Raw genomic sequence first — 1,269 nt, 5'->3', positions numbered from 1 at the left:
TGCATCGCCACCAGCGACGACGAGCACGCCGTGTCCACCGTGATCGCCGGACCCTCGAACCCGAACGAATACGACACGCGACCCGACGCCACGCTCGGCATGCTGCCGCTTCCCACATACCCCTCGAAACCTTCGGGGGCGGGCCGCAGCCGGGCACCGTAGTCGTCGTACATCACACCGGCGAACACACCCGTCGACGAACCGCGCAGCCCGGCGGGATCGATCCCCCCACGCTCCAGCGCCTCCCACGCGACCTCCAGCAGCAGCCGCTGCTGCGGATCGATCGCGAGCGCCTCGCGCGGGGAGATCCCGAAGAAGCCGGCGTCGAACTCCGCCGCGTCGTGCAGGAACCCGCCGTGCCGGCTGTACGACTTGCCCACCCGGTCCGGGTCCGGGTCGAAGAGACCCTCGACATCCCACCCCCGGTCACCGGGGAACTCCGAGACCGCGTCCCCGCCCTCGACCACCAACCGCCACAGATCCTCCGGCGACCGCACATCACCCGGATACCGGCACGCCATCCCGACGATCACCACCGGATCGTCACCGACCGCCACCCCCACCGGCACCGACACGGCCGCCCCCGCACCCAGGCCCAACCGTGCGTCATCACCCAGCAGTTCGGCGCGAAGGAGCTCGGCGACACCGTCGGGGGTGGGCTGGTCGAAGAGGAGGGTGGTGGGCAGCCTGAGTCCCGTCGCCGCATTGAGCTGGTTGCGCAGCTCCACCGAGGTGAGGGAGTCGAAGCCGAGGTCCTTGAAGGCCCGCGTGCTGTCGACGGTGCTGCCGGGGGCGTGTCCCAGGACCTTGGCGGTCGTCCTCAGGACCAGGTCGAGCAGCTCGCTCGTCCGGTCCGCGTCGGGCAGCCCCCGAAGCCGCTCGGCCAGCGCGGATCCCGCGCCCGCACCCGCGCCCCGGCCCGCACCCAGGGCCGCGGTCGCCGCCCGGGGCACCCGGGTCCGGACCAGGCCGCGCATGATCGGGGAGACGGCGCCGCCGGGTGTACGCAGCGCCTCGGCGTTCAGCCGGACGGCCACGTTGACCGGACGGCCGCCCTGCAGGGCCTCATCCAGCAGGTCCAGGGCCTCGTCCGCCGGCAGCGGGAGCATTCCGGCGCGGGACCAGCGCGCGTGGTCTGCGGCGGAGAGCTCCTCGGTCATTCCCAGGTCCCAGGGGCCCCAGGCGATGCTGGTGGCCGGCAGCCCCTGAGCCCGACGGAACTCCGCCAACGCGTCCAGGAACGCGTTCGCCGCCGCATAGTTCGCCTGC

The 1,269-nt window shown here is 72.8% G+C and carries 1 protein-coding gene; it reads right to left on the bottom strand.

Annotated elements, in window-relative coordinates:
- Positions 1-1,269, bottom strand: a 1,269-nt coding sequence (locus AB0M16_RS36175; protein ID WP_365350801.1) for a beta-ketoacyl synthase N-terminal-like domain-containing protein, incomplete at both ends; no start/stop codon positions are given.

This window comes from Streptomyces sp. NPDC051921 (genome assembly GCF_040680975.1).
GTDB lineage: Bacteria > Actinomycetota > Actinomycetes > Streptomycetales > Streptomycetaceae > Streptomyces.
The sequence above is the reverse complement of the archived record's forward strand: the minus strand, read 5'-3'. Positions and strand labels throughout refer to the sequence as shown.